Here is a 25,036-nt window from a genome sequence, read left to right as displayed (position 1 = left end):
GTAATCGAATTGAATAAAACGACTGGGGGAAGAAAAATGAGAGTAAAAGAACAATTGTTAACTTTGAGAGCGTATGTGCCTGGGAAAAATATTGAAGAAGTAAAAAGGGAATATGGATTATCAAAAATTGTGAAATTAGCATCGAACGAAAATCCATTCGGTTGCTCAGCGCGTGTAACAGAAGCATTAACTTCTTTAGCGAGCCAATATGCCCTTTATCCAGATGGATATGCCTTTGAACTTCGGACAAAAGTAGCGGAACATTTAGGTGTAAAAGCAGAACAACTACTATTTGGTAGTGGATTAGATGAAGTCATTCAAATGATTAGCCGTGCATTACTACACGAAGGAACAAATGTTGTAATGGCGAATCCGACATTCTCGCAATACCATCACCATGCTGTTATTGAAGGAGCAGAAGTTCGTGAAGTACCACTTAAAGATGGCATTCATGATTTAGATGCGATGCTAGAGCAAGTAGATGATAAAACGAAGATCGTATGGATTTGTAATCCGAATAATCCGACAGGTACATATGTAGAGAAACAAAAATTACTTTCATTTTTAGAATCAGTTCCTAAGTCAGCGCTCGTTATTATGGACGAGGCATATTATGAATATGCGGGGGCGGAAGACTATCCGCAAACGTTGCCACTTCTTGAAAAGTATGGAAATCTTATGATTTTACGCACGTTTTCAAAAGCATACGGTTTAGCCGCTTTCCGTATTGGGTATGCGGTTGGTAATGAGCAGTTAATTGGGCAATTAGAAGTAGCAAGGTTACCATTTAATACATCGACTGTAGCGCAATCTGTAGCACTCGCTGCTTTAGAAGATCAAGCATTTTTACAAGAATGTGTGAAAAAGAATGAAGAAGGTTTACATCAGTATTATGCATTTTGTAAGGAATATAACGTATTCTATTATCCATCTCAAACAAATTTCATTTTCTTAAAGCTCGGTATTCCTGGTAATGAGGCTTTCGAACGATTAATGAAGAAAGGCTATATCGTTCGTTCTGGTGCTGCATTTGGTATACATGATGGCATTCGTATTACTGTCGGTTTGAAAGAAGAAAATGATGAAATTATAGAACTGTTGAAAGAGCTTGTAAACGAGCAAGTAAAGAAAGAAGAAACATACTCTTAAGAGTTTGTAAAGGCTCCTAATATAGGAGTCTTTTTTATTTAAATAAAGAAGAACTGTAAAGAGTTCGTGCGGGCTAATAATTCATAAGGGGAGTTATTTGCACGGTCATAAAAGAAAACGGTACAATAGAAAGTAGTAATGCGGTATCGGTGTCATATTTGAATCGTTATCAGTGAAAGTACAAGAAGAAGTATGCTCATTCTAAAGGTTGCGTTCTTACACCTAGTTGCTTATGATAAAGTGAAACTTTAATTAGTAGGGGGATGTTTATCCCCCGCTGATTATTAGTTGAACCAATCGGGCTTTTACGGGCAGTTGACCCAAAAACTAACTTCTTTGCCTTAGCTGAATTTTGAGGTGGGGTCTTACTGCCCGTTAATAGCGGGGGAAATGAACAGAAAAGAATATTTTTTAGAATTAAAGGAGACGTTTATGCAAAAGTTTGAACAAGTTGTTTCATATATTGAAAATGGTGAAGCGGAAAAAGGATTACAATTATTAAAAGAACAATTAAAAATTGCGAATGATGAAGAGAAGTATGATATCGCTCGCTATTATCATACACTTGGATTTACGGATGAAGCGTTAGCTATTACAGAAGACTTACGTTTATTGTATCCAGAGGAAAGTGAATTCACTGTATTTTTAGCAGAATTATATATTGATCTAGACAAAGAAGATGAAGCGATTGAAGTGCTTCATGATATTCCAGAAAATGATGATTTATATGTTCAATCGTTATTACTTGTTGCGGATTTATTCCAAATGCAAGGTTTCGATGATGTAGCAGAACAAAAACTATTAAAGGCGAAAGAAATGATGCCTGACGAGCCTGTCATTACGTTTGGATTAGCAGAGTTATATAGTAGTAAAGGTGAAGAACAAAAGGCAATCACTTATTATGAGTCGCTATTAGCGGAACATAAAGTAATGGGTGGTGTTGTCATTGCGCTACGCCTTGGAGAAACGTTAAGCGCGATTGGAAATTGGGAAGAGGCGATTTCTTACTACGAAGCAGGTTTAGAGGAACAAAAAGATATTCACTCATTATTTGGATATGCCTTCACGTTATACCAAGGTGAAGAATACCAACGAGCAATTGGTGCTTGGCAAGAACTGAAAGAATTAGATCCTGAGTATGCATCGCTTTACATGTATTTAGCGAAAAGCTATGAAAAAGAAGGGATGCTTCAAGAAAGCTATGAAACACTTCATGAAGGAATTAAAGTAGATGAGCTTTCTGTACCATTTTATGTAGAATTAGCAAACATTGCAGCGAAATTAGGGAAAATTGCGGAAGCAGAGGAAGTACTTCAAAAAGCGCTTGAGTTAGATCCAGGACATTTAGGTGCAACATTAAAATATGCGTACATCTTAAAGGAACAAGAAAAATATGAAGAGTTAATCGCTGTTGTAGAGCGTGCAATTGATAGCGGAGAACCAGATACACAACTACTTTGGGATCTTGCATTTGCAAAAAAACAATTAGAAATGTATTCGGATGCATTAAAACACTATGAAAGTGCATATACTTCTTTTAAGAATCATCCAGACTTCTTGGAAGAGTACGGTTATTTCTTATTGGAAGAAGGTATGCGAAAAGAGGCGAAAGAAGTATTTACTCAGTTAATACAACTAGACCCGACACAAATTCATATTGAAGAATTGTTATATAATTTAGAGGATTTTTCATAAGTTGGAAGGAAACTGAATGCCGCTTCTTGAATCTAAAAAGAAAAGAGAAAGACAGAGGAGGGACTTAATTGCTATGAATACCCCTGTTTCTGTAAACGAGAAGAAGGATTTTGTAAAATGGTTTTTGAATAATTACCAACTGAAACAGCGTGAATGTGTATGGATTTTGAATTATTTAATGAGTCACGACCAATTGATGCATAAAGTCCACTTCGTAGAGCATGCAAAATATTGTCCGCGTGGCTTAGTAATGTCCGCGAATTGTGTAAAAGATACACCGTTTCACTTTTTTAAACAAAATGTTATGACAACAGATGCTGAAAAATCGTTTCATGATATTCGTTTAAATCGAGATGAGGATATTTATATTCAACTCAATTTTAAATCATCGTTTCAAAATGCCAACTATGTAGCTGTATTAGAAGAAAACCCGTATTTACCAAAGCACATTGAAGTAAATGAAAAAGATCGTTTACTTGCAGAAAGGTTTTTAGAAGAAAGTGTATTTTCTTTTAGAAGAGAACGTCTTCTAAAGCAAATTGATGAAGCGCTGGATAAGCAAGATAAGGAAGCGTTTCATAGGTTAACAGCGGAGTTAAAGATGTTATAAAATTCATTTGGATTCATAAAATTTTACAAATTTCAGACTTTTTAAGAAAAACTACCTTAATATAGGTAGTTTTTCTTTTTTTACCTCTTTTAGTATGGTTTAATATATATAAAGTGAAAGTTCTGTCATTTCCAGGTGAGGGAGGGAAGAAATTTGAAATGGATTGTAAAAGATGTGGAGCAGTTTGAGCAAGCAAGAGAATATGTAGATACGGGTGTTATACCACTTTTATCAATTTCAGCAGCAAAAGAAATGAAAACGGTAGTAGAACAAGGCGAATTTATCGAATTGTTGAGTATGGAGCTAGAAAGAGAATATAAAGGAAGAGTGCTTTTACTACCTGCATTTACGTATCTAGTAGAAAGTCAAAAAAACGAAAAAGGCCGTTTGCAAGAATGGACAAATCATTTGAGAAAGCAAGGTTTTAAGCATATTGCTTATGTTACAAGTGATTTTTCATGGAAAGAAGATATGCAAGAATTGCAGGGAGATTTATTTTGGTTTCCTTCATTAGCGTTAGAACAATTTAGTGATCAAGCGAAAAGAGAAGTGATTCATGCACATATAAAAAATATAATGGTAATGTTAGAAGAAAAATGGGGAAAACAATAATAAACAGAAAGTTCTTATTATTATGAGTAGTATGATATTGACCTGTGCATGAGCGTATTATATCATGATAGTGTCCTAGTTTTTATTTTTTATATAATTTATCACGAGGGGACAATTTCTGATAGAGGGGGGAAATTTTCGTGAGCGAGAAAGAACATCGTGTGTCAAGAAGACAGTTTTTAAATTACACCCTTACAGGGGTAGGAGGCTTTATGGCAGCGGGTATTTTAATGCCGATGACGCGATTTGCGCTTGATCCGGTGTTAAGAAAAGAAGCGGGAACGGATATGGTTGCTGTTGCACAAGTAAAGGATATTACAACAGAGCCGAAACGTTTCGACTTTAAGGTGAAGCAGGTTGATGGTTGGTACAAGTCCGAAGAGCCAAAATCAGCTTGGGTTCATAAAGATGAAAGCGGAGACATTGTTGCGTTCTCTCCAGTATGTAAACATTTAGGATGTACAGTTAACTGGAATTCGGACAAAGCACATCCGAATCAATTCTTTTGTCCATGTCACGGGGGCCGTTACACAAAAGACGGAATTAACATTAAAGGCACGCCGCCCCTTGCTCCACTTGATGTATACGAATCTAAAGTGAAAGATGGAACGTTGTATCTAGGAAAAGCGAAGCCAAGAGGGGGTGCAAAGTAGATGCTAAATAAAATTTATGATTGGGTAGATGAAAGGTTAGATATTACACCAATATGGCGTGATATCGCTGATCATGAAGTACCTGAACATGTAAACCCGGCACATCACTTTTCTGCATTCGTTTATTGCTTTGGCGGACTTACCTTTTTCGTTACTGTAATTCAAATTTTATCTGGAATGTTTTTGACGATGTATTATGTGCCTGATATTAAAAATGCTTGGGAATCGGTTTATTATTTGCAAAATGAAGTTGCATATGGGCAAATTGTTCGTGGTATGCACCACTGGGGTGCTAGTCTCGTAATTGTAATGATGTTTTTACATACACTTAGAGTTTTCTTCCAGGGTGCGTATAAAAAGCCTCGTGAGCTAAACTGGATTGTTGGTGTTCTTATTTTCTTTGTTATGTTAGGTCTTGGTTTTACCGGATATTTATTACCGTGGGATATGAAAGCGTTATTTGCTACGAAAGTAGGGATTCAAATTGCAGAGCAAACGCCGCTCATTGGTCCTTACATTAAAACATTACTCGCTGGTCATTCCGAAATTGTTGGCGCTCAAACATTAACTCGCTTCTTTGCTATTCACGTCTTCTTCTTACCAGCAGCACTTCTAGGTTTAATGGCCTTCCACTTCATCATGATTCGCAAACAAGGTATTTCCGGTCCACTATAAGAGATTGCTAAATTAAAGGGGAAAGAACTAAAGGAGGGAGATTATGCATCGCGGCAAAGGGATGAAGTTTGTAGGAGATTCTCGGGTACCAGTAGCTCGGAAACCAAACATTCCAAAAGACTATTCGGAATACCCAGGGAAAACAGAAGCATTTTGGCCGAACTTCTTGTTAAAAGAATGGATGGTTGGTGCAGTTTTTTTAATCGGTTATTTATGTTTAACAGTGGCGCATCCGTCACCGCTTGAAAGAATGGCGGATCCAACTGATGCTGGGTATATACCACTTCCAGATTGGTATTTCTTATTCTTGTATCAGTTATTAAAGTATTCTTATGCTTCTGGCTCATTTACTGTAATTGGAGCGTTCATTATGCCAGGGATTGCGTTTGGCGCATTACTGTTAGCTCCATTTCTTGATCGAGGCCCAGAAAGACGCCCATTGAAGCGTCCTGTAGCAACGGGATTTATGCTTTTAGCAATTGCATCGATTATCTTTTTAACTTGGGAATCTGTAGCACACCACGACTGGGAAGCTGCAAAAAAACAAGGAGCAATTGTAAAAACAGCACCAGTTGATAAAAATGATGACGGTTATAAATTAATGCAAAAAAATACTTGTTTAACATGTCACGGTGACAATTTACAGGGCGGAGCAGCAGCACCGGCACTGCAAAATTTAACTTTGAAGCCAGAAGAAATTGCTAAAATTGCGAAAGAGGGAAAAGGTTCCATGCCTAAAGGTGTATTTAAAGGTACAGATGAGGAGCTGAAGAAGCTTTCGGAATTCGTTGCAAAGTATAATAAAAAATAATAAAAAGCTGACTACAAAATTTGTAGTCAGCTTTTTATTTTGATGATAGAAAGTTTACTATATAATAGAGTAGAGTTTGATGAAAGAATGAAAGGTGTTGGACATACAACTTGGTTTATTTGTATGCAATGTTAAGACAACGCTCCGTATTATTATTTTTATTAGTTGTTAACATATTAGGTACAATATACGGATTTATATGGTATGGAAATCAATTAAAAGAAACTTCACCTATATTTTGGCCGTTTGTACCCGATAGTCCTATGGCAAGTCTCTTTTTTGTCTTTGTTTTAATTGCTTTTTTAATAAAAAGAAATTGGGGATTAATAGAGGCGCTAGCGATTGTTACTTTAATAAAATATGGAATATGGGCTGTTGTTGTAAATGGGATTATGATCTATGTAAAAGGTCCTATTGGCTTTATCGGGTATATGTTAATGCTTTCACATTTTGCGATGGCAGTACAAGCAGTGCTATATGCACCGTTTTACCGTATAAAAAAATGGCATTTTGCAGTAGCAGCTATATGGACATTACATAACGATGCAATTGATTATTTGTTTTGGCAAATGCCGAGATACGGAATTATGCATTTGTTTGTAGGGGAAATTGGTTATTTTACGTTCTGGTTAAGCATTGCTGTGCTTTGTATGACATATTATTATTGCTTACGTGAGAATCGAAAACAGTTTTCTTTATAATCGTTAGAACATTAGGGGGAGAAAATGAAGAAAAATACGAGTGGTACAAAAATATTGGATCGATTGATTACGATAATTGTTTCATATAGCATAGCATTTTCTATATTTGCACTCGCAACAACGGCGGTTGTATACGGAAAATGGCTATATTATTTTGAAATTGATTTTTTAAACATTCCAGATTTAGCAGATATGACGAAGGATGATATTAAAAGAAATTATGATGTGCTTATCACATATTTATCTCCGTTTTATGACGGTGCATTACAGTTGCCCACATTAGATATGTCTACAAATGGTCGTATTCATTTTGTAGATGTTAAAAATATTTTAGTAAAGATACAATATGTAATGTATGCGACAATTATGATTGCAATAGTAGGCGGCATGTATTTATTAAAAAAGAAAAATGAAAAGTTTTTACTGCATGGATCGATTGTAACAATTATCTTTCCGATTGCGCTTGTGTTACCAATCGCTATTAATTTTGAAAAGAGTTTTGTATTATTCCATAAGCTTTTATTCAGTAATGATTATTGGATGTTTGATATTGAAACGGATCCGATTATATTAATGTTACCAGAAGAGTTCTTTATGCATGCAGCGTGTGCTATTTTATTATTTATTTTATGTGGTAGCATAATTTGTTATAGCTTGTATAAATATTTTGTAAAAAAGAAAAGGATTTCAAAAGAAAAATTCTCTGTTTAAAGAGAATTTTTTTGTTTGTAAAACGATAATATATTTTTCCGTCCAGTTCTGTTCTATTCTTGTCCAAATTAACATATTTTGTACTAGTAGTTATAGGGGGGACCGTGATGAAGAGAACATTAGTTGGATTGATAGCATTTCTAATTATAATGTTTCCGTTACGTATATATGCTGAAGAGTGGAGTGAACTAACAGGCTTGTTGGATGACTCATTACAATTAGTGAAGCGTAATGAAGATGAAAAAGCAGTACAAGTATTACAACATTTCTCGGAGCAGTTTGTCATAAAGGGGAATGAAAAGAAGCAAGAAGTAACGCCAGATCAAGTTAGAGTTATTTCTTTAGCTTACGACAAAGCGAAACAATCTCTCGCGGAAGAAGAGGTAAGTAAACAAGTTAAAATTGATAATGTACTAGCACTGCAGCTCGCTGTTGATGCACAAGTATCGAAGTACCAACCACTTTGGATGGAAAGAGAAGGAAAAGTAATGGATGCCTTTTCTCAAATGGAAAAAGCGATGACAAAAGAAGATACGGGACAGTTTCAACAAACGTTAAACACATTTTTACATGAATTTAATATTATTTATCCAAGCTTAATGATAGCTCTGCCAGAAAACGAAGTGCAGCGTGTAAATGCCCATTTATCTTATTTGGATGAATTCCGTAACGTTATGTTAAAAACGAAAGGTGGGCAAATGCAAGTAGGAATCATTAAAGGGGATTTACAAAAGATATTTCATACAGTAAAAAAAGACGAAATTGCACCCTCTCTCATTTGGTTTATGACAATTACTGGAGGTCTTATTTTATTCACATTAACTTATGTTGGATGGAGAAAGTATAAAGGGGAGAGAGAAAAAAGAAAAAGTAATGTACATTCTAAGAATAGATAATGTAATAAATAAAGATACGGATTGTAAGGTTTATTCATTGACAATGGTGGCAGAAGAAAATAGAATGAGAAGTACTATAATTAAAACTTCAATGGAGGTTCATGATGTTTTATTTAATTTACTTCGCGATCATTTTGATCATACCGTTGTACGCACAGTCAAAAGTACGTAGTGCCTATAGCAAGTATTCACAAGTTTACTCAACATCAGGTATGACAGGAGCAGAAGTGGCTCGGAAAATTTTAGATGAGAATGGATTATACAACGTAGCCGTTGAAGAAACACCAGGTCATTTATCAGACCATTATGATCCAACTGCAAAAACAGTTCGATTATCAACAGATAACTATTACGGTCATTCAGTTGCTGGTACAGCAGTTGCAGCACACGAAGTAGGACACGCAATTCAAGATGCAAAAGATTATAACTTTATGCGCGTTCGTCATTCGTTAGTGCCAGTTGCAAACTTTGGTTCGAATATGTCTTGGATTTTCGTCCTAATCGGTATATTTGCACAAATGTCTGGTTTGTTGTTATTAGGTATCATTTTAATGGCAGCAGGTGTTGTGTTCCAACTTGTTACATTACCCGTTGAATTTGATGCATCCAAGCGTGCAATGCAACAAATTGAAGCGTTAGGTATCGTATCAACCGATGAATATGGGCAAGCTCGTAAAGTATTAAATGCGGCAGCATTAACATATGTAGCAGCTGCAGCTGTAGCGGTATTTGAATTATTACGTCTTGTATTGATTTATACTGGTATGCAGCGTAGCGACGACTAAAGACTATCAATTTTGATAGTCTTTTTTGTTTTATGAATTGAATTATATAATATATGGCAAGTAGCAATAATAGAAGTAATGCGGAAAGGTGGTGGGGCAAATGAAATATCCAAGTCATTTAGTAAAACAAGTGAAAGAACGTAGTGCTCCTTATCAGCTAGAAGGCTTTTTAAGTGGACAAGGTCCTGAAAATCCAAAATTTATGTTGTTAGGAGAAGCGCCTGGTGAAACAGAAATTCATAATGGAATTCCGTTTAGCGGGAGAGCGGGAAAACAATTAATGGGGTTTTTAGAACGTATTCACGTTACAAGGGAAGAAGTATATATTACGAGCGCTGTTCGGAGTAGACCTTATAAATGGCGAGAGAAAAAAGAACGAAATGGTGAAATCATACAAAAAAAGTATAATAGAACGCCAAATCAAGGAGAAATAGTTGCCCATGCGCCTTTGTTAGATTATGAATTAGAGAAAATAAATCCGAAGCTTATCGTCACGCTTGGCAATATCGGTCTTCAACGTTTAATAGGAAAAGATAAAAAAATCACAGACGTACACGGACAATTATTAAAACAGCCCATTCAAAAGTTAAAGGATATGCAAAGTGCAGAGTTTACATGGTCAGAGAAAGAATATCATATTTTTCCGATATTTCACCCTGCTTCCATTTTTTATAATCGAAGTTTATTGGAGCTTATTTATGAGGATTTAGATAAACTTGAAAAATATGTAATAAAAAACCAGAAAAGCTAAAGAGCTTTTCTAGTTGCGTTTATGTATGTAACGGATTTTTATTTTCATCCAATGTAAAACCTTCACCAACTACATCGTGTACGTCACTTACAGCAACAAAGGCGTGAGGATCTACAGAAGTAATAATGTTTTTTAGTTTCACGATTTCATTTTTAGCAACAACGCAATACAATACGTTCCGTTCCACTTTTGTATACGACCCAACAGCTTTTAAAAAGGTTGCTCCGCGCTCCATCTCAGATAAAATTTTGGCAGCAATTTCATCGTTTTTATCTGAGATAATCGTTGCTCCTTTTGCTGCATAGGCTCCTTCTTGCATAAAATCAATCACTTTCGCTCCGATAAAAACAGCAACTAACGTATACATACCCTCGCGATATGATAAATATGTAAGGATAGAGACGATAATGACGATAGCATCAAACATAAACATCGTTTTCCCCATACTCCAGCCAACATATTTATGAGCGAGTCTCGCGATAATATCTACACCGCCAGTAGTTCCGCCGTATTTAAATATAATCCCAAGACCGATACCAATAAATGCTCCGGCGAATAAAGCAGCAAGTGTCATATCGTTTTGTAAGTTTACATGTAAGTTGAGAACTTCGTAACGCTGAAAAATCCATAGAAATAAAGATACGCTAAAGGTGCCGATTAGTGTATATATAAATGTTGTTCTTCCAAGTAATTTCCAACCAATAAAAAATATAGGGATATTTAAAAGTAAGTTTGAATAAGAAGGGTCAAACTTAAATAGAAAATACAATAATAGTGTAATACCGGTAAATCCACCTTCTGCAAGGTGATTTTCAATATTGATATTCACAATACCGAAAGAAAAAATAGCGGAACCGATTAAAATGAAAATGATATTTCGAATCTTCAAATTTGATGTCATATAGAAATCCCCCTAATTATGTAAATGGCATTGCTCCGCTGAAACGGTAAAACATAATGATAAGTAATTTCTAGTTGCTAGTGAAAATAGTGAAGGCTGTAAAAACGCAAAAGAAGTTTCACTTTACCCCGTTCCAACGGCTGGTAGGGAATAAAGCAAGGAAGCAGGGAAAACCAGTCGTTGGAACCCGATTGGTTTAGGTTGCTCTTTTGCCAAAAATGCAAAAGAAAGTTTCACTTTACCCCGCTCCAACGGCTGGTAGGGAATAAAGCAAGGAAGCAGTGAAAACCAGCCGTAGGAACCCGATTGGTTCAACTAATCTTTTGCGAAAAGCATGCAAAAGAAGTTTCACTTTATTACAATCTTTCCCAAAAAGGGTCGCAAATAGGTGTTTGGCGGGGAATAATATTTGTCAAATCGCGATGAATTGGCTAACATGAAAGAGGAAGGATTAGAGGTGAATTGTATGGAAGCGAAAACGATGAAGGATATGCAGAAAGAAGTAGATGCATATATTGGTCAGTTTAAAGAAGGTTATTTCAGTCCACTTGCAATGATGGCTCGTTTAACGGAAGAAATGGGGGAGCTTGCAAGAGAGGTTAATCATTATTATGGTGAGAAACCGAAGAAAACAACTGAAACAGAACGTAGTATTGAAGAAGAGCTTGGAGATGTATTATTTGTTATGATTTGTATGGCAAATAGTTTAAATATTGATTTAGAAACAGCACATAACATTGTAATGAATAAATTTAATACTCGCGATAAAGATCGCTGGACACGTATTGATGAGGGAGAGAAAGAATAATGAAAGAAATTAAAGTAATTATCGCTGGACCAAGAGGACGTATGGGACATGAAGCAGTTCTTCTTATGGAAAGAACGGAACATTTTAATTTAGTAGCAGCAGTGGATTATAAGCATGGTGGAGAGAAAATCTCTGATTTACCTGGAATGCCAGCGTTAGATACACCTATTTACGCGGATTTACATACTTGTTTAGAGGAAGTAGAAGCAGATGTGTTGTTAGATTTAACAACGCCAGAAGTTGGAAAACAACACGTTACACTAGCAGTTGAGCGTGGACTTCGTTCTGTTATTGGTACAACTGGATTTACAGAAGAAGAGCTAAAACAATTAACCGAGATTGCAAAAGAAAAAGCAGTAGGAACAATTATCGCTCCAAACTTTGCAATTGGTGCAGTTCTTATGATGAAATTCTCACAAATGGCAGCGAAGTACTTCCAAGATGTTGAAGTAATTGAATTGCATCATGATCAAAAATTAGATGCACCATCTGGTACTGCGGTAAAAACAGTAGAATTGATTCGTCAAAATCGCCAATCAAAGCAGCAAGGACATCCAAATGAAGTAGAGCAACTAAAAGGAGCTCGTGGTGCAAATGTAGACGGCATTCACATTCATAGTGTACGTTTACCAGGACTTATTGCACACCAAGAAGTAATGTTTGGTGGAGACGGACAAATGTTAACAGTTCGTCATGATTCATTCAATCGTGCATCATTTATGTCTGGTGTAAAACTATCAATTGAGACAGTAATGAATCTAGATCATCTTGTGTACGGTTTAGAAAATATTATCGACTAAAGGGGAGACAACGGATGAAAATTGCCTTAATCGCACATGACAAAAAGAAAAATGACATGGTTTCGTTTGCATACGCATATAAACCAATTTTTGAACAACATGAATTATTTGCAACAGGAACGACAGGGCTTCGTATTATGGAAGCGACCGGTTTAGTTGTAACAAGATATCAATCTGGTCCTCTTGGTGGGGATCAAGAAATTGGTGCAATGATTGCGAAAAATGATTTAGACATGGTAATTTTCTTCCGCGATCCATTAACAGCACAGCCGCATGAACCGGATGTGAATGCATTGCTTCGTTTATGTGATGTATATGCAATTCCACTTGCAACGAATATGGCAAGTGCTGAAATGTTAATGCACGCATTAGAGCGAGGAGATTTAGATTACCGCAAGTTAAGAAAATGAGGGGAACAATTATGAGTGGATTACATATATTAGCGTTTGGTGCTCATGCCGATGATGTTGAAATCGGCATGGCTGGTACCATTGCTAAATATACGAAGCAAGGGTATGAAGTAGGTATTTGTGATTTAACAGAAGCTGATCTTTCTTCTAACGGAACGATAGAGTTAAGAAAAGAAGAAGCAAAGGCGGCAGCTCGTATAATGGGAGTAAAAACGAGACTAAATTTAGCGATGCCAGACCGTGGGTTGTATATGAAAGAAGAGTATATACGTGAAATTGTAAAAGTAATTCGTACATATAAACCAAAACTAGTTTTTGCACCGTATTATGAAGATCGTCATCCAGATCATGCAAATTGTGCAAAACTTGTGGAAGAAGCTATTTTTTCAGCGGGAATTCGCAAATATATGCCAGAGGTTCCACCACATCGTGTGGAGTCTTTTTATCATTATATGATTAATGGTTTTCATAAACCGAATTTTTGTATAGATATTAGTGAATACGTATCGCAAAAAGTGGAAGCACTAGAAGCGTATGAAAGTCAGTTTTCAACAGGGAGTGATGGTGTGAAAACGCCGTTAACAGAAGGTTACGTTGAAACTGTAGTCGCTCGTGAGAAAATGTTTGGAAAAGAAGTTGGAGTTTTATATGCCGAAGGGTTTATGAGTAAGAAACCGGTTTTATTACATGCTGATTTAATAGGGGGATGTAAATGAAATTAAAAATAGGTATTACATGTTATCCTTCTGTAGGTGGTTCTGGTGTTGTTGGAACAGAATTAGGAAAGCAATTAGCGGAACGCGGGCATGAAATTCATTTTATTACATCGGGTTTACCATTCCGGTTAAATAAAGTGTATCCAAACATTTACTTTCATGAAGTGACAGTAAATCAATACTCTGTATTTCAATATCCACCGTACGATTTAGCGTTAGCGAGTAAAATGGCAGAGGTTGCACAAAGAGAAAACCTAGACATTTTACATGTGCATTACGCAATACCACATGCCATTTGTGCTTATTTAGCAAAACAAATGATTGGCGAGCGTATTAAAATTGTTACAACCTTGCATGGTACAGATATTACTGTGTTAGGTTCCGACCCTTCGTTAAATAATTTAATTCGTTTTGGCATTGAGCAATCCGATGTTGTGACGGCTGTCTCGCATTCATTAATTAACGAAACGCATGAGCTTGTAAAACCAAATAAAGACATTCAAACGGTATATAACTTTATAGACGAACGTGTATATTTCAAGCGTGATATGACTCAATTAAAGAAAGAATACGGTATAAGTGAAAGTGAAAAGATACTCATTCATATTTCAAATTTCCGTAAAGTGAAACGTGTGCAAGATGTTGTGCAGGCTTTTGCTAAAATTGTTACAGAAGTAGATGCGAAGTTGCTTCTTGTTGGAGATGGACCGGAATTTTGCACGATTTTACAGTTGGTGAAAAATTTACATATTGAAGATCGCGTCTTATTCTTAGGGAAGCAAGATAATGTTGCAGAGTTACTTGCGATGAGTGATTTAATGTTACTTCTATCAGAGAAAGAGAGTTTTGGTCTTGTTTTATTAGAAGCGATGGCGTGTGGTGTACCTTGTATCGGAACAAGGGTTGGAGGTATTCCAGAAGTCATTCAACATGGTGATACAGGATATTTATGTGAAGTTGGCGATACAACAGGAGTGGCCAATCAAGCTATTCAGCTATTAAAGGATGAAGAACTTCACCGTATTATGGGAGAGCGAGCAAGAGCAAGTGTTTACGAGCAGTTCCGCTCTGAAAAAATCGTCTCACAATATGAAACGATTTACTATGATGTACTAAGGGATGACAAAAATGAAAAGATTTAAAAAAGCTAGTTCTATTATTGAGACTTTAAAGCAACAAGGGCATGAGGCCTACTTTGTCGGCGGAAGCGTACGCGATCTTATTATCGATAGGCCGATTGGAGATATTGATATTGCCACATCTGCTTTACCAGAAGAAGTGATGGCTATATTTCCAAGACATGTTCCTGTTGGTCTTGAGCATGGAACTGTAATTGTAGTAGAAAATGGTGAACCTTATGAGGTAACCACGTTTCGAACAGAGAGCGAATATGAAGATTTTCGAAGACCTAGTAGTGTTCAATTTGTTCGTTCATTAGCAGAGGATTTAAAACGTCGTGATTTCACAATGAATGCAATTGCTATGACAGAAGAAGGCGAAATGGTTGATTTATTTGCTGGACAGGAAGCGATTCAAAAGAGAGAAATTGTGACAGTGGGAAATGCTGCGGATCGTTTTCAAGAAGATGCCCTGCGAATGATGCGTGGTATTCGGTTCGTAAGTACGTTAGGTTTTTCTTTAGAGACGAAAACGAAACAAGCAATTGAAACATATGGACATTTGCTGGAACATATAGCAATTGAGAGAATTACAGTGGAGTTTGAAAAACTGTTAACTGGCACATATTGTGTGAAGGCTCTCAAAGAATTAGTAGAAACGAAACTATTTTCTCATCTACCATATTTACAGATGTCAGAAGAGAGATTGTTAAAAGCTACGCAGTATAACTGGGATTCTTTTGAAACAGACATTGAGGCATGGGCCTTTTTCTTATATTGTATCGGGGAAGAACATCCAGCTGTCTTTTTACGTCAATGGAAGTTTTCAAATAAAAAAATAAAAGATATCGTCGCAGTTTTATTAACAGTCCGTAAGAGAAAGGAAAAGGATTGGGATACAGTTCTTCTTTATAAAACGGGAATTCATATAGCTGAAATGGCAGAAAGAGTATATGAAGCGATGATTGAAAGCTATGATCATACATCTGTGAAACGAGTACAAACGTTGTTTCAAGCATTGCCAATCAAGAATCGACAAGAGATGAATGTGACTGGGAATGATTTGTTAAACTGGGCAAGTAAAAAGCCAGGTCCGTGGGTTGCTGAAATGATTCAAAAAATTGAAGAAGCAATCGTACAAGGAAATGTAGTGAATGAGAAAGAGTGTATAAGGGAGTGGCTGCAAGAATGCAATCTACTATAAGAAAGCAGTTATTGCAAGTTTTTTCGGAAGCGGATGGCGAGTTTGTATCTGGTCAAACAATTAGTGATAAACTTGGTTGCTCAAGAACTGCTGTGTGGAAACATATGGAGGACCTTCGGAATGAGGGGTATGAACTTGAAGCTGTGCGTCGATTAGGCTATCGAATTGCAAGTAAGCCAGACAAAGTGACTGCGAATGAAATTCAGTTAGGATTACAAACGAAACATATTGGTAGAACAGTGTATTTTGAAGAGTCTGTTGAATCGACGCAGTATATTGCAGCAAAACTCGCTTATGAAGGGGCAGAAGAAGGAACGATTGTTGTGGCAGAAGAACAAACAGCGGGTAGAGGTCGTTTAAGCAGAAAATGGCATTCACCAAAAGGAACAGGAATTTGGATGAGTATTATTTTACGTCCATCAATCCCGGTTCATCATGCACCACAACTTACTTTGTTAGCCGCTGTTAGCGTTGCGCAAGCAATTGAAAAGTGCACAGGTGTAAATGTAGGAATAAAATGGCCGAATGATATTTTAATTCAGGGGAAAAAAGCTGTAGGTATATTAACAGAAATGCAAGCTGATCCTGATAAAATTAATGCTGTCATTATGGGTATTGGTATTAATGCGAATCAAAAGCAAGAACATTTTGATGAGGAAATTCAGCATATTGCTACTTCTTTAGCGATTGAATCTGGTAAGCCAATTGTTCGTGCGGAGCTTATGCAACAAATCTTTTTACAACTAGAAAAATTATATGAAGAGTATTTACAAAATGGTTTCTCTGTCATTAAAATTCTTTGGGAAAGTTACGCTGTGAGCATCGGGAAAGAAATTAACGCTCGAACGATGAGAGAGACAATTACAGGGATAGCAAAAGGAATTACAGAGGATGGTGTATTGCTTCTAGAAGATCATGAAGGAAAAGTACATCACATTCATTCTGCGGATATCGAAATTAAGTAAAAGAAGTTCCTCTTTTGGAACTTCTTTTTTATTTTAATATTTTTGAAATGAGTTTGCGGTGCGATAATGAATTTTTTAGTATTTACTTGTCATTTGACGATTACTTTTCCCTCCATTCCTTTAAGAAGGTGATACCGGCATATTAATTCATATGTACCAGTATTTTTAGGTTTCACGGTAATATTTTTTTCTTGTCCTGACTCGACTACGACGTCAATGCCGAGCTTTTTTACTGTAAAGGTGTGCTCGCTCTTGCCTTTATTTTTCAATAGCAATGTTGTTGATTCTTCAATTGGAATCGTGATGACGTTCGGTTTAAAGTAATCATCGTTTAGCTCGACTTCAATCACTTTGGCAGACTCAACAGGTTGTGTTACGACGTTAATTGATGCAAATACATTGAGGGAATTTAAAGTTGTTACTCCCACAAGCATCACAAGAAAACCGATGAATCGAAATAACCATGTGCTTATAGACATTAGCAATTCTCCTTTTGTAAGTATGTTTCCTCAATTAACCTGCATCATTATTTTAAGAGTTATACTATGCATGTAAACAAATCTGTTTATCTTTCTATGCATACGTTATTTAAAAATTTCACATACCGTAATAAGGATAAAAATTATTTTTTCAAAAAAATGTAGTAATTCCTTTTTAGAGTTTGCTATAATTAGTTCGAATGTGGGCAGTATCAGAGCGAACTGCACCATGATTCGATGCAATACGAAAAATAATAACTTGGATTCTGCCTTGATCCAATAACGGACTGGGACAGAGGGATGAATAATGCCGACTAACACACAACCCTTCTGCCCTTTTATGGCCAGAGGGGTTTTTTATATGATTTCGGCCATCTCCTCTCTCCTGTATAAAGGAGGAGTAGTTTTTGAAAACAAAAACAGATTTTTTGAAAATGAAAGAGCAAGGTGAGCCGATTACAATGCTAACGGCGTATGATTATCCATCTGCTAAGTTAGCAGAAGAAGCGGAAGTTGATATGATTTTAGTTGGAGATTCCCTTGGGATGGTTGTGCTCGGCTATGATTCAACAGTACCTGTAACAGTAGAGGATATGATTCATCATACGAAAGCTGTACGCCGAGGAGCGAAAGAGACGTTTATTGTAACTGATATGCCATTTATGTCGTATCATGTGTCGCCTCAAGATACGATGGTGAATGCACGCCGCATCGTTCAAGAGAGTGGTGCTCATGCACTGAAGGTAGAAGGTGCAGGAGAAGTGATATCAACTATTCATTACTTGACGAGTGCGGGAATTCCTGTCGTGGCACACTTAGGCTTAACTCCTCAATCTGTAGGAGTGTTAGGTGGCTATAAAGTACAAGGAAAAGATGCTGAAAGTGCAAAAAAATTAATAGAAGATGCGAAGAGATGTGAGGAAGCTGGTGCGATAGCACTTGTATTAGAATGTGTGCCAATGCAGCTAGCAGAATTCATTTCGAAGCAACTAACAATTCCAACGATTGGAATTGGAGCAGGACAAAAAGTGGATGGGCAAGTACTCGTTTATCATGATCTTATCTCATATGGTGTAAAGCGTGTTCCGAAATTTGTGAAGCAATATACGTCGGTTCAAGAGGAGATTGTGCGAGGGATTTCACAATACGTTACTGAAGTAAAGACAGGTCAATTTCCGGAAGAAAAACATTCATTCACAATGAAAGAGGAAGAATGTTTAGCGTTATACGGAGGAAAACAATAATGAAAATCGTAACTACAGTACAAGAGATGCAGCAAATTACAAACGAACTACGTGCAAGTGGAAAAAGTATTGGTTTTGTCCCAACGATGGGTTATTTACATGAAGGTCATGCGACTTTATTACGTAAGGCAAGAGAAGAAAATGAAATTGTAGTTTTAAGCGTGTTTGTTAATCCGCTACAGTTTGGACCAAATGAAGATTTAGATCGATACCCTCGTGATATTGATAGAGATGAAAATGTAGCAAAAGAAAACGGTGTAGATTATTTATTTTATCCGAGCGTAGAAGAAATGTATCCAGCAGAACAAACGACAACAGTAGAAGTTGTGAAGCGTACCGATGTGTTATGCGGAAAGCAAAGACCTGGTCATTTCGCTGGTGTTGCGACTGTACTAATGAAACTATTTAATATTACATTGCCAACACGTGCTTATTTCGGTATGAAAGATGCACAGCAAGTTGCTGTCATTGAAGGATTTGTCGCTGATTTTAATATTCCGGTTACAATCGTACCGGTGGATATTGTAAGGGAAGAAGATGGATTAGCGAAAAGTTCTCGTAACGTGTATTTGTCACAAGAAGAGCGTGAAGAGGCTCCTCATTTATACCGCAGTCTATGTATAGCGAAAGAAAGAATTGAGGCAGGAGAACGTAATGCAGAAATCATTACAACTCTTGTGAAAGAGTATATTGAGACGTATACGAAAGGCACTGTAGATTATGCTGATTTATATACGTATCCTTCACTACAAGTAGTGGATAAAATTGAAGGACGAATCATTTTAGCAATTGCAGTTAAATTTGACAATGTACGATTAATTGACAATATAACATTAACGGTTAAATAAGGGGGAGCATCTATGTTTCGCACAATGATGAGAGCGAAGTTACATCGCGCAACAGTAACAGAAGCAAATTTAAATTATGTAGGTAGTATTACAATTGATGAAGATTTAATGGATGCAGTAAATATTGTAGAAAATGAAAAAGTCCAAATTGTAAATAATAATAATGGTGCTCGCTTAGAGACATATGTTATTAAAGGAGAACGTGGTAGCGGTGTTGTTTGTTTGAATGGTGCAGCTGCAAGGCTTGTACAACCAGGAGATAAAGTTATTATTATTTGCTACGGTCTAGTGGCAGAAGAAAATATTCATAAACAAGAGCCGAAAATTGCAGTATTAGACGATAATAATCAAATTATTGAAATGTTAGGTGCTGAAAAAGCAGGAACGATACTATAAGTAAGAAGGCTATCTCTATTACGGAGATAGCTTTTTTGTGCATCTTTTCATTAAGATGAGATAAAACGTGGTATAGTAACATTATATAATTTTCTGTTTGATAGGTAAGAAATTGAGGTGTTACATATATGAGTAAGCGTTATGTCGTTGTGGATTTAGAGACGACAGGGAACTCCTGGAAGGATGGGAAAGATAAAATTACCCAAATTGCAGCTGTTGTAGTGGAAGATGGAGAGATATTAGAGATTTTTTCATCTTTTATTAATCCGAAGAGAGAGATTCCGCCATTTATTACAGAGTTAACAGGGATTGATGAGAGTATGGTTAAGCAAGCCCCGTTATTTCAAGATGTAGCCCCGATGGTTGTTGAGCTATTACAAGGTGCAGCTTTCGTTGCACATAATGTTCATTTTGATTGGAATTTTTTAACGGAAGAATTAAGGCAGGCTGGATATACAGAAATACATTGTCCAAAAGTTGATACAGTTGAGTTGGCGCAAATTCTTTTGCCAACGGCTGATAGTTATAAATTACGTGATTTAGCTAAACAACACGAATTAGAGCATGATCAACCGCATCGTGCGGATAGTGATGCTCTTGCAACAGCGGAATTGTTTTTACAATTTTTAAATGAAATTGAGAAGTTACCCCTTGTCACTTTGCAATCGCTTTATGAATTGAGTGATGTGTTTCAAAGTGATATAGCGGATGTGCTTTCTGAAAATATTTTAAAGAAAATGATGCATGGTAAAAAAGGAGCAGAGGGATATGAAGTGTATCGAAATATTGCACTTCGAAAACGGAATTATTCTTTAAACTTAAGTGAAACATGTGCATTTAAATTTGATGCTTTCTTGCATAAGACAATTGATAAACTTGAGTCGAATATGCCAAAGTTTGAAAAAAGAGAAAGCCAACAGAGTATGATGAAGGAAATATATACAGCGCTAAGAGATTCTAGGTTTTCACTAATTGAAGCAGGAACAGGAACAGGGAAGACTCTTGCATATTTGCTTCCAAGTATTTATTTTGCAAAGAAAAAAGAAGAACCTGTCATCATAAGTACCCAAACTGTACAACTGCAACAACAAATACTAGAAAAAGAAATTCCATTATTACAGAAAATCATGCCATTTTCATTTGAAGTAGCTCTGCTAAAAGGAAGAAAGCATTATCTTTGTCTACATAAATTTGAATATGCTTTGCAAGAAGAAGAGAAAAATTATGATATGGCGCTCACGAAGGCAAAAATTTTAGTGTGGTTATTGCAAACGGAAACGGGCGATCGTGATGAATTAAATATTCCTGAGGGCGGAAAGTTACTTTGGAACCGGATTTGTAGTGATGTACATAGTCCAGGCGGGATGCAAAGCAACTGGTTTAGTCGTTGTTTTTATCAACGAGCAAAGAATAAAGCATTATTTGCAGATATCGTTATTACAAATCATGCGTTATTATTTCAAGATTTTTCAAGTGAAGAACCCCTGTTTGCGTCATGTGAACATATTATTTTTGATGAGGCTCATCATATTGAGGAAGCGGCGAGTAGAACATTAGGTGAACAGTTCTCCTGTATGTATTTCCAGCTAGTTTTATCTCGTCTTGGTACGCTAGAAACAGATGATGTGCTTTCTAAAGTATATAAAATGATGAAAAAATCAGAGCAAGCCTCCCGTTCTACTTTCCGCATGGTAAGTCATAGTTTGAAGGAGTTGAAATTTGATGCGGATGAGCTATTCCAAATGTTACGTGCATTCATCTTTAAACAAACAAAGCAGGAACAAGGGATCAGCAATATGCCACTCATTTATCGATATAACACGGAAGTAGAGAAAGGTAAGTTATGGGATAGTATTACCGAGTTAACAAATCGCTTTGTATATGATGTAAGAAAATTACTCTCTACACTTGAGAAGCAAGTTGATATATTGCAAAGTAAATTAGAATGGGAAATGCATGTTGTCACAGGTGAATTTATGCATTTAATTGAGTTGTTGAGAAAGATGGCGCAATCTTTACAAGTACTCATTTTAGAAAAAAATTCATATGTGACATGGATGGAAACTGAAACGAAGGGAACCATTCATTCAACTGTTTTATATGGACAACCTGTTCGTATTGGTGAAAGATTTGCTGATGAATTTTTAACAGAGAAAAAGAGTGTTATTTTCACATCAGCAACGCTAACAGTAAACGATTCATTTGACTATATAAAAGAAGAGCTAGGCTTACATGATTTTGCTCCAAATACATTACAGGTCCCATCACCATTCCATTTTGAAGAACAGATGAAATTAATGGTTTCAACGGATGTGCCTTTTATTAAGCAAGCAAGTAATGAAGAATATATTGAATCTGTGTCGGCTCATATTGCAAAAATAGCGAAAACTACAGAAGGTAGAATGCTTGTTTTGTTCACTTCGTATGAAATGTTGAAAGAAGCGTATACGAATTTGAAAAATGATGAGGAATTAGAAGGCTATTTATTATTAACGCAAAGTGTGAATAATAAGAGCAGAAGTCGCCTCATTCGTAAGTTTCAAGAGTTCGACAAATCAATTTTATTAGGAACAAGTAGTTTTTGGGAAGGGATAGATATACCTGGAGATGCCCTTAGTTGTCTTGTTATTGTCCGCCTTCCCTTTACGCCTCCTCATCAACCGATGATGGAAGCAAAAGGAGAGTGGTTAAAAAATCAAGGAGAGGACGTATTCGCTAAGTTAGCACTCCCGCAAGCAATACTGCGTTTCAAACAAGGATTTGGTCGTCTTATTAGAACAAGTACAGATACCGGGACGGTGTTTGTATTAGATCGTCGTTTGACAAGCTCTTCATATGGGAAACATTTTTTACAATCAATCCCCAATGTCCCACTCTATGAAGGCCCTTTAGAAGAATTGTTAGAACAATTAAAGGAACGGCCAATTGAATAAAATTGGAAGAAAAAATACGCCTGAAGTGCATGTAAACTTCAGGCGTAAAAAATGTGGGTAGGAGGAATTTTATTTTTCTTACTTCTTGTATACAAAATGTATTGGTTTTCGACTTGAAACCTTTTTTTGCTGTACATGTCCTGCTATAATAGATGGGTGATGAAGCAGGGGTTGTAAAGAATGTACTCTTATTGTAACCGCATTGCGTTCTTCTATAATTAGAAATTTTTGTGTAACGGAGGAGTTTTTTCATGGATAAGAAAATCGAAGTCCTATCAACGACGCGTATTAAATATTCGTCTGACTTGTATAAAATCGTTGATAGTTTGAATCGTACGTTAAAAGAGCAGGACCTCATGTTCGGATTAGCATTAGACGAAAAAGATAAAGAAACAGCTGTATTTACGATTTACAGAACGTAGTGATACAATGAAAAAGTGGATCTTTGCAATCGTTATCGTAATCGTTGCTAGCGGAATATATGGGGCGTATGTTTATAATAAAGCAATGGAAAAGAAAATCCCTAAAGAGGCAAAATCTGTAGAAATTGCAAAAGAAAAAGCAAAGCTTGTAAAAGTAAAATCTGTGGATTATTATAACGGAAATTCTTCATATACAGTCGTACAAGGTGTAGACGAAAAAGGAGAACAAATTATTGTTTGGGTGCCTAATAAAAAAGGGAATGTCCTTGTGAAGAAAAAGAGTGAAGGTATTCCTGAAAAAGAAGCTTTGCAAAAGTTGGCTGAACAAGCTACAGGAAAAGGCGATGAGCCGAAGCCAAAGCCAAAAGAAATTATAAAAGTAAAATTAGGTGCTCAAAATGATATTCCGTTGTGGGAAATTACATATATTGATCAGGAAGATCGTTATACGTATTATTATTTAGAGTTTCAAAATGGGGCTTATGCTGGTCATTACAGCATTGAAAAATAGATGTAGGGGGAACTACAAATGAAATTAGCAAAGCGAGTAGCTGCTTTAACACCATCTGCAACTTTAGAAATTACAGCAAAGGCACAAGCATTAAAAGCAGAAGGTCATGATGTAATTGGATTAGGGGCAGGAGAACCTGACTTTAATACGCCAGAACATATTATGGATGCTGCACATAAAGCGATGTTAGAAGGACATACGAAGTATACACCAACAGGTGGATTACAAGCGTTAAAACAAGAAATTGTGAAGAAGTTTACTCGCGATCAAGGAATTGCGTATAATCCGTCTGAAATTATTGTATGTAACGGTGCAAAGCATGCATTATATACATTATTCCAAGTGTTACTTGATGAAGGAGATGAAGTTATCATCCCTACGCCATACTGGGTAAGTTATCCGGAACAAGTAAAACTTGCTGGTGGTAAGCCAGTTTATGTAGAAGGCCTTGAAGATAATGAATACAAAATTACAGCGAAGCAGCTGCGTGAGGCAATTACAGAGAAAACGAAAGCAGTTATTATTAATTCACCGAGCAATCCAACAGGAATGATTTACAGCAAAGAAGAATTACAACAGCTTGGAGAAGTATGTTTAGAACACGATATTTTAATCGTTTCAGATGAAATTTATGAGAAATTAATTTATGGTGGAGCAGAATATACTTCGGTTGCCCAGCTTTCTAATGCATTAAAAGAACAAACACTTATTATTAATGGTGTATCTAAATCTCATTCTATGACAGGATGGCGTATTGGATATGCAGCAGGAAATAAGCAGCTTATTAAAGCGATGACGAACTTAGCGAGTCATAGTACGTCAAACCCTACTTCAATCGCTCAATACGGCGCAATCGCGGCATATGCAGGCTCACAAGAACCTGTAGAAACAATGCGTCAAGCATTTGAAGAGAGATTAAACATTATTTATGATAAATTAATTCAAATCCCTGGCTTTACTTGCATTAAACCACAAGGTGCATTTTACTTATTCCCTAATGTAAAAGAAGCAGTAGCTTTATCAGGATACGAAACTGTTGATGATTGGGCAAAAGCTCTATTAGAAGAGGAAAAAGTAGCTCTTGTACCAGGTACAGGATTTGGTGCTCCAAATAACGTTCGTTTATCATATGCGACATCTCTTGAACAAGTGGAGAAAGCATTAGAACGTATTCATACGTTTATGAAAAGTAAAGTGCAAGCTTAATTGTATATTTTATTAACGTAATACAA

The 25,036-nt window shown here is 36.3% G+C and carries 28 protein-coding genes; 26 read left to right on the top strand and 2 right to left on the bottom strand.

The features are described 5' to 3' along the window. Positions 1-36 precede the first annotated feature (36 nt). The 12 genes from hisC to LMD38_RS18705 all read left to right on the top strand — a co-directional run bounded on the left by hisC (position 37) and on the right by LMD38_RS18705 (position 10,049). Positions 37-1,149 carry a histidinol-phosphate transaminase gene (gene hisC / locus LMD38_RS18760; protein ID WP_049113555.1) on the top strand — a complete coding sequence of 371 codons (1,113 nt, stop codon included), beginning with the start codon at positions 37-39 and terminating at the stop codon, positions 1,147-1,149. A 432-nt stretch (positions 1,150-1,581) separates the two neighbouring features. Then, entirely contained in the window at positions 1,582-2,844 is a 1,263-nt protein-coding gene (locus LMD38_RS18755; protein WP_016717018.1) for a tetratricopeptide repeat protein, read from the top strand. A gap of 73 nt (positions 2,845-2,917) precedes the next feature. After that, entirely contained in the window at positions 2,918-3,454 is a 537-nt protein-coding gene (locus tag LMD38_RS18750) for a ReoY family proteolytic degradation factor (RefSeq protein WP_001095923.1), read from the top strand. A 135-nt stretch (positions 3,455-3,589) separates the two neighbouring features. Beyond that, entirely contained in the window at positions 3,590-4,066 is a 477-nt protein-coding gene (locus LMD38_RS18745; protein ID WP_116733345.1) for a YpiF family protein, read from the top strand. A 140-nt stretch (positions 4,067-4,206) separates the two neighbouring features. Further along, positions 4,207-4,719, top strand: a complete 513-nt coding sequence (gene qcrA, locus LMD38_RS18740) for a menaquinol-cytochrome c reductase iron-sulfur subunit (protein WP_001290418.1) — start codon at positions 4,207-4,209, stop codon at positions 4,717-4,719. Then, the gene (gene qcrB / locus LMD38_RS18735; protein ID WP_000932700.1) at positions 4,720-5,394 is read left to right on the top strand and encodes a menaquinol-cytochrome c reductase cytochrome b subunit; all 675 of its coding nucleotides are present in this window, start codon (positions 4,720-4,722) and stop codon (positions 5,392-5,394) included. A 43-nt stretch (positions 5,395-5,437) separates the two neighbouring features. After that, positions 5,438-6,205, top strand: a complete 768-nt coding sequence (qcrC, locus tag LMD38_RS18730) for a menaquinol-cytochrome c reductase cytochrome b/c subunit (RefSeq protein ID WP_000554603.1) — start codon at positions 5,438-5,440, stop codon at positions 6,203-6,205. A 110-nt stretch (positions 6,206-6,315) separates the two neighbouring features. Continuing rightward, positions 6,316-6,906: a lipoprotein heptaprenylglyceryl N-acetyltransferase LhaT gene (lhaT, locus tag LMD38_RS18725; protein WP_000262825.1), complete on the top strand. Its 591-nt coding sequence runs from the start codon at positions 6,316-6,318 to the stop codon at positions 6,904-6,906. Positions 6,907-6,930: 24 nt separating this feature from the next. Beyond that, positions 6,931-7,617 carry a lipoprotein intramolecular transacylase Lit gene (gene lit, locus LMD38_RS18720; protein WP_000742535.1) on the top strand — a complete coding sequence of 229 codons (687 nt, stop codon included), beginning with the start codon at positions 6,931-6,933 and terminating at the stop codon, positions 7,615-7,617. Positions 7,618-7,724: 107 nt separating this feature from the next. Next, entirely contained in the window at positions 7,725-8,513 is a 789-nt protein-coding gene (ypjB, locus tag LMD38_RS18715; RefSeq protein WP_000831687.1) for a sporulation protein YpjB, read from the top strand. A 104-nt stretch (positions 8,514-8,617) separates the two neighbouring features. Continuing rightward, positions 8,618-9,298 (top strand): zinc metallopeptidase, encoded by a 681-nt coding sequence (locus tag LMD38_RS18710; RefSeq protein WP_000499537.1) that lies wholly within the window; start codon positions 8,618-8,620, stop codon positions 9,296-9,298. A gap of 100 nt (positions 9,299-9,398) precedes the next feature. After that, on the top strand, positions 9,399-10,049 hold the full coding sequence (locus LMD38_RS18705) for a uracil-DNA glycosylase (RefSeq protein WP_228919916.1): 651 nt from the start codon (positions 9,399-9,401) through the stop codon (positions 10,047-10,049). Between the two features lie 19 nt (positions 10,050-10,068). Here LMD38_RS18705 and LMD38_RS18700 read toward each other — a convergent pair whose 3' ends face one another. Beyond that, on the bottom strand, positions 10,069-10,950 hold the full coding sequence (locus tag LMD38_RS18700) for a YitT family protein (RefSeq protein WP_049113568.1): 882 nt from the start codon (positions 10,948-10,950) through the stop codon (positions 10,069-10,071). Positions 10,951-11,416: 466 nt separating this feature from the next. Here LMD38_RS18700 and LMD38_RS18695 point away from each other — a divergent pair, with 466 nt between their 5' ends. Genes LMD38_RS18695 through LMD38_RS18665 form a run of 7 tightly spaced genes read left to right on the top strand, consistent with a single transcriptional unit; the run spans position 11,417 to position 16,971 of the window. Then, positions 11,417-11,758 carry a nucleotide pyrophosphohydrolase gene (locus tag LMD38_RS18695; protein WP_001992677.1) on the top strand — a complete coding sequence of 114 codons (342 nt, stop codon included), beginning with the start codon at positions 11,417-11,419 and terminating at the stop codon, positions 11,756-11,758. Further along, the gene (gene dapB / locus LMD38_RS18690; protein ID WP_061184010.1) at positions 11,758-12,558 is read left to right on the top strand and encodes a dihydrodipicolinate reductase; all 801 of its coding nucleotides are present in this window, start codon (positions 11,758-11,760) and stop codon (positions 12,556-12,558) included. The genes LMD38_RS18695 and dapB overlap by 1 nt, the downstream gene beginning before the upstream one ends. Before the next feature lie 14 nt (positions 12,559-12,572). Beyond that, the gene (mgsA, locus tag LMD38_RS18685; protein ID WP_000684765.1) at positions 12,573-12,968 is read left to right on the top strand and encodes a methylglyoxal synthase; all 396 of its coding nucleotides are present in this window, start codon (positions 12,573-12,575) and stop codon (positions 12,966-12,968) included. Positions 12,969-12,979: 11 nt separating this feature from the next. Then, the gene (bshB1, locus tag LMD38_RS18680; RefSeq protein WP_000015666.1) at positions 12,980-13,684 is read left to right on the top strand and encodes a bacillithiol biosynthesis deacetylase BshB1; all 705 of its coding nucleotides are present in this window, start codon (positions 12,980-12,982) and stop codon (positions 13,682-13,684) included. Beyond that, positions 13,681-14,826: an N-acetyl-alpha-D-glucosaminyl L-malate synthase BshA gene (bshA, locus tag LMD38_RS18675; RefSeq protein WP_000768299.1), complete on the top strand. Its 1,146-nt coding sequence runs from the start codon at positions 13,681-13,683 to the stop codon at positions 14,824-14,826. Before bshB1 ends, bshA begins: the two co-directional genes overlap by 4 nt. After that, positions 14,813-16,006, top strand: coding sequence for a CCA tRNA nucleotidyltransferase (locus LMD38_RS18670; protein WP_228919914.1), 1,194 nt, complete (start codon positions 14,813-14,815; stop codon positions 16,004-16,006). The genes bshA and LMD38_RS18670 overlap by 14 nt, the downstream gene beginning before the upstream one ends. Continuing rightward, entirely contained in the window at positions 15,991-16,971 is a 981-nt protein-coding gene (locus tag LMD38_RS18665; RefSeq protein ID WP_016717023.1) for a biotin--[acetyl-CoA-carboxylase] ligase, read from the top strand. Before LMD38_RS18670 ends, LMD38_RS18665 begins: the two co-directional genes overlap by 16 nt. 89 nt (positions 16,972-17,060) lie before the next feature. Here LMD38_RS18665 and LMD38_RS18660 read toward each other — a convergent pair whose 3' ends face one another. Then, a complete protein-coding gene (locus LMD38_RS18660; protein ID WP_000028419.1) occupies positions 17,061-17,450 on the bottom strand; it encodes a cupredoxin domain-containing protein in 390 nt (129 codons plus the stop codon). Positions 17,451-17,857: 407 nt separating this feature from the next. Between LMD38_RS18660 and panB the strand changes: the two genes are divergently transcribed. The 7 genes from panB to aspB all read left to right on the top strand — a co-directional run bounded on the left by panB (position 17,858) and on the right by aspB (position 25,010). Next, positions 17,858-18,694: a 3-methyl-2-oxobutanoate hydroxymethyltransferase gene (gene panB / locus LMD38_RS18655; protein WP_016717024.1), complete on the top strand. Its 837-nt coding sequence runs from the start codon at positions 17,858-17,860 to the stop codon at positions 18,692-18,694. Then, the gene (gene panC / locus LMD38_RS18650) at positions 18,694-19,542 is read left to right on the top strand and encodes a pantoate--beta-alanine ligase (RefSeq protein WP_016717025.1); all 849 of its coding nucleotides are present in this window, start codon (positions 18,694-18,696) and stop codon (positions 19,540-19,542) included. Before panB ends, panC begins: the two co-directional genes overlap by 1 nt. A gap of 12 nt (positions 19,543-19,554) precedes the next feature. Next, positions 19,555-19,938 carry an aspartate 1-decarboxylase gene (gene panD / locus LMD38_RS18645; protein ID WP_000490177.1) on the top strand — a complete coding sequence of 128 codons (384 nt, stop codon included), beginning with the start codon at positions 19,555-19,557 and terminating at the stop codon, positions 19,936-19,938. 128 nt (positions 19,939-20,066) lie between these two features. Next, positions 20,067-22,871, top strand: a complete 2,805-nt coding sequence (gene dinG, locus LMD38_RS18640) for an ATP-dependent DNA helicase DinG (protein WP_061184014.1) — start codon at positions 20,067-20,069, stop codon at positions 22,869-22,871. A 251-nt stretch (positions 22,872-23,122) separates the two neighbouring features. Then, the gene (locus LMD38_RS18635; protein ID WP_000358352.1) at positions 23,123-23,293 is read left to right on the top strand and encodes a YpmA family protein; all 171 of its coding nucleotides are present in this window, start codon (positions 23,123-23,125) and stop codon (positions 23,291-23,293) included. A gap of 7 nt (positions 23,294-23,300) precedes the next feature. After that, entirely contained in the window at positions 23,301-23,804 is a 504-nt protein-coding gene (locus tag LMD38_RS18630) for a cell wall elongation regulator TseB-like domain-containing protein (protein ID WP_000758750.1), read from the top strand. Positions 23,805-23,822: 18 nt separating this feature from the next. After that, on the top strand, positions 23,823-25,010 hold the full coding sequence (gene aspB, locus LMD38_RS18625) for an aspartate transaminase AspB (protein ID WP_228919911.1): 1,188 nt from the start codon (positions 23,823-23,825) through the stop codon (positions 25,008-25,010). Positions 25,011-25,036: the final 26 nt, after the last annotated feature.

The organism is Bacillus pacificus, from assembly GCF_020861345.1.
In the GTDB taxonomy this organism is placed as follows: Bacteria; Bacillota; Bacilli; order Bacillales; family Bacillaceae_G; genus Bacillus_A; species Bacillus_A pacificus.
Note: the sequence above shows the minus strand (reverse complement) of the source record. Positions and strands in the feature narration are given on the sequence as shown.

What these genes read in the sequence shown, in the direction of transcription:
- hisC (WP_049113555.1), top strand. Translation starts at nt 37, where the DNA reads ATGAGAGTAAAAGAACAATTGTTAACTTTGAGAGCGTATGTGCCTGGG.
- LMD38_RS18755 (WP_016717018.1), top strand. Translation starts at nt 1,582, where the DNA reads ATGCAAAAGTTTGAACAAGTTGTTTCATATATTGAAAATGGTGAAGCG.
- LMD38_RS18750 (WP_001095923.1), top strand. Translation starts at nt 2,918, where the DNA reads ATGAATACCCCTGTTTCTGTAAACGAGAAGAAGGATTTTGTAAAATGG.
- qcrB (WP_000932700.1), top strand. Translation starts at nt 4,720, where the DNA reads ATGCTAAATAAAATTTATGATTGGGTAGATGAAAGGTTAGATATTACA.
- qcrC (WP_000554603.1), top strand. Translation starts at nt 5,438, where the DNA reads ATGCATCGCGGCAAAGGGATGAAGTTTGTAGGAGATTCTCGGGTACCA.
- lit (WP_000742535.1), top strand. Translation starts at nt 6,931, where the DNA reads ATGAAGAAAAATACGAGTGGTACAAAAATATTGGATCGATTGATTACG.
- ypjB (WP_000831687.1), top strand. Translation starts at nt 7,725, where the DNA reads ATGAAGAGAACATTAGTTGGATTGATAGCATTTCTAATTATAATGTTT.
- LMD38_RS18710 (WP_000499537.1), top strand. Translation starts at nt 8,618, where the DNA reads ATGTTTTATTTAATTTACTTCGCGATCATTTTGATCATACCGTTGTAC.
- LMD38_RS18705 (WP_228919916.1), top strand. Translation starts at nt 9,399, where the DNA reads ATGAAATATCCAAGTCATTTAGTAAAACAAGTGAAAGAACGTAGTGCT.
- LMD38_RS18700 (WP_049113568.1), bottom strand. Translation starts at nt 10,950, where the DNA reads ATGACATCAAATTTGAAGATTCGAAATATCATTTTCATTTTAATCGGT.
- LMD38_RS18695 (WP_001992677.1), top strand. Translation starts at nt 11,417, where the DNA reads ATGGAAGCGAAAACGATGAAGGATATGCAGAAAGAAGTAGATGCATAT.
- dapB (WP_061184010.1), top strand. Translation starts at nt 11,758, where the DNA reads ATGAAAGAAATTAAAGTAATTATCGCTGGACCAAGAGGACGTATGGGA.
- mgsA (WP_000684765.1), top strand. Translation starts at nt 12,573, where the DNA reads ATGAAAATTGCCTTAATCGCACATGACAAAAAGAAAAATGACATGGTT.
- bshB1 (WP_000015666.1), top strand. Translation starts at nt 12,980, where the DNA reads ATGAGTGGATTACATATATTAGCGTTTGGTGCTCATGCCGATGATGTT.
- bshA (WP_000768299.1), top strand. Translation starts at nt 13,681, where the DNA reads ATGAAATTAAAAATAGGTATTACATGTTATCCTTCTGTAGGTGGTTCT.
- LMD38_RS18670 (WP_228919914.1), top strand. Translation starts at nt 14,813, where the DNA reads ATGAAAAGATTTAAAAAAGCTAGTTCTATTATTGAGACTTTAAAGCAA.
- LMD38_RS18665 (WP_016717023.1), top strand. Translation starts at nt 15,991, where the DNA reads ATGCAATCTACTATAAGAAAGCAGTTATTGCAAGTTTTTTCGGAAGCG.
- LMD38_RS18660 (WP_000028419.1), bottom strand. Translation starts at nt 17,450, where the DNA reads ATGTCTATAAGCACATGGTTATTTCGATTCATCGGTTTTCTTGTGATG.
- panC (WP_016717025.1), top strand. Translation starts at nt 18,694, where the DNA reads ATGAAAATCGTAACTACAGTACAAGAGATGCAGCAAATTACAAACGAA.
- panD (WP_000490177.1), top strand. Translation starts at nt 19,555, where the DNA reads ATGTTTCGCACAATGATGAGAGCGAAGTTACATCGCGCAACAGTAACA.
- dinG (WP_061184014.1), top strand. Translation starts at nt 20,067, where the DNA reads ATGAGTAAGCGTTATGTCGTTGTGGATTTAGAGACGACAGGGAACTCC.
- LMD38_RS18635 (WP_000358352.1), top strand. Translation starts at nt 23,123, where the DNA reads ATGGATAAGAAAATCGAAGTCCTATCAACGACGCGTATTAAATATTCG.
- LMD38_RS18630 (WP_000758750.1), top strand. Translation starts at nt 23,301, where the DNA reads ATGAAAAAGTGGATCTTTGCAATCGTTATCGTAATCGTTGCTAGCGGA.
- aspB (WP_228919911.1), top strand. Translation starts at nt 23,823, where the DNA reads ATGAAATTAGCAAAGCGAGTAGCTGCTTTAACACCATCTGCAACTTTA.